The 2,002-nt window shown below is 42.9% G+C and carries 4 protein-coding genes and 1 pseudogene; all 5 read right to left on the bottom strand.

Translation table 11 applies throughout. The features are described from left to right. Positions 1–223: pseudogene (locus NE473_RS29870) on the bottom strand (hypothetical protein); the annotation flags it as partial. Next, positions 201–506, bottom strand: a complete 306-nt coding sequence (locus NE473_RS29865; protein WP_006771090.1) for a hypothetical protein — start codon at positions 504–506, stop codon at positions 201–203. The gene NE473_RS29865 and the pseudogene NE473_RS29870, both read right to left, overlap by 23 nt. After that, the gene (locus NE473_RS29860; protein WP_039890435.1) at positions 503–721 is read right to left on the bottom strand and encodes a hypothetical protein; all 219 of its coding nucleotides are present in this window, start codon (positions 719–721) and stop codon (positions 503–505) included. The genes NE473_RS29865 and NE473_RS29860 overlap by 4 nt, the downstream gene beginning before the upstream one ends. Before the next feature lie 326 nt (positions 722–1,047). After that, on the bottom strand, positions 1,048–1,623 hold the full coding sequence (locus tag NE473_RS29855; RefSeq protein ID WP_006771088.1) for a hypothetical protein: 576 nt from the start codon (positions 1,621–1,623) through the stop codon (positions 1,048–1,050). A 22-nt stretch (positions 1,624–1,645) separates the two neighbouring features. Beyond that, entirely contained in the window at positions 1,646–1,867 is a 222-nt protein-coding gene (locus NE473_RS29850) for a hypothetical protein (protein ID WP_039890434.1), read from the bottom strand. Positions 1,868–2,002 lie beyond the last annotated feature (135 nt).

Raw genomic sequence — 2,002 nt, 5'->3', positions numbered from 1 at the left:
CAATATCTTTATTCTGCCTGCGGTATTTCCGACTCTGCTGAAACTTCGTTGCTACTCGGTTCCGCTCAGACTTATCCACTGCAAATTCTATTGCATGAACCAGATCTTGCAGACGCCGGTCCTCTTCATTCACATTTTCATACGCTGCCTTGTATTCCTGGACACATTGGTCTATGAAATTCAAGAAATTCTCCAGTTCTTTAGCCGGACTGTTTTGCTCCACCGGCCTCGCCTCCCTGCCTATATCTTTTTCGTTTCCGCATCTGCAATACTAAATCTGGCCATAGCGCGCTATCCAGTACACCACTCGGCAGCCTCACCAGCGCAAAATGCTTATAATGCTCCACAATCTTTCCGCGGTGCGCCTCGCCAGTATGCCCCATGGAATCGATCCCCTGGGCTTTGTAAGTATGTACGATTACGTTGCGGCCGATCCGGTAATACCGCTGTGCGGCCTGTATCTCCTTCTGGGTTATGTACCCTTTCGGGATTTCTTGATGTTTCAATTTATGTACCTCCTGACCTCTTCGACTGCGTCATACCATCCGCGTGTATACAGTATATGGTATTCGTGAGGCAGTTCCATGCCATTTATGCGCTCACGTATCTCTGCCAGGCGCATTCGCAACGCCTCATTCTCCTGCATTAGATCATCACAGTGCTTTTTATATTCGTCGCATTTGTTACATCCTCTTATTTTACAGCTTGTGTTGTCTATCACGTTTCAAACCTCCTTCATATTACGATTTTACTCGCAAAACTCATGGATCGCCCAAAAGGGAAAAGTAACAATCCATAATATAATCATCACGATTCTTAATAAAAATCCGATTGCCACCTGAAGTATACATTTTAGCAAATCACTTACCTTCAACATCCTTCTGTGGTGTACTCTCCATAAATGAATTTCATGTTTTAATGCGTGTAACGGGTGTATAAATATCTGGTTCAAATCATTCCCTTTTATCGATATTTCCTTTCCGCAAACAGAACAATATGAACTCACCTTATTTGTTTTGAACACTGATTTTCCCCTTCTTTCTCGATTTAGTCATCTCTCAAACGAGCCGGTAAAACAATTTTTAAATTCTCCCGCTCTCCCTTTCTTCCCGTTCTGATAATCACTGGGGATACAGAGTCGTATATATCTATCTTCGCCATTTTTTTATCAGAATCGTAGGTGCTAATGGAATCCAGTGCGTCTTTTAAGTACTTTGCGTTAATCCCTATCGTAATCATTTTCTCTTTTTCTTGATATTCCTTCAGTATCTTGTCAACAGGATAGTACTGGCCTTCCGGCTGCACATATCCCATGATTGACTCTCCCACCTGCACATACAGCCGGCTATTACTCACTTCCAATTCCGCATAGTTATCGCGTTTTGTGATCTTCGGAATTGTTGGCCTTATGTAACAGGTAAATGATTCGTCAGCTTCTACCAGCTCCGCATATTCAATCGAGATTCTGTGGCCCTCTAACGCTGTGGCCCGGATTACTTTTTCTTTCGCGTCGATTTCTAAGTATGTCCACCGCATTAACTCCGAGAGCGTTCCGTCACCCACAAATCGCTTTGTATTATCAATAATTCGTTTAAATTCTCCAGCGCATATTTTTGCCTTCAATTTCTTTCCTCCTCTACATGATCTAATCAATTATGTCTCGTGGGTCTAATTCTTTTTCGTATTTCATTCCACAAATCGGGCATTTTGAAAGTAGGATGGGAACTTCCCTTTCTCTCTTCTTCCCCGGCTCTCTGGCAGTGAAAGATATATATACTCTCCCTGACAAAATTTCAACGGGTGGCTGTACATGTTCATATCCCTTTTCTTCCAGCCTTTTTTTCATGTCATATATGCAATTACACATTCCGTTCCTCCTCTAAATGATCGTTTTGTTAAGCAAACCGTAGTTGTTCGTGGCTGTCGTCGATCCTCATATTCGGCATTCTTTCGCCGACTTTGAGATACGGACAGTTTGCAGATACCAGTGCCTGCGCCATTA

It is taken from the genome of Hungatella sp. SL.1.14 (assembly GCF_024460495.1).
GTDB lineage: Bacteria > Bacillota > Clostridia > Lachnospirales > Lachnospiraceae > Hungatella > Hungatella hathewayi.
This window is presented reverse-complemented; position numbering and strand designations above follow the sequence as displayed.

Bases quoted from the DNA above. Each gene is read 5' to 3' on its own strand.
- NE473_RS29850 (WP_039890434.1), bottom strand. From the start codon at position 1,867: ATGTGTAATTGCATATATGACATGAAAAAAAGGCTGGAAGAAAAGGGA.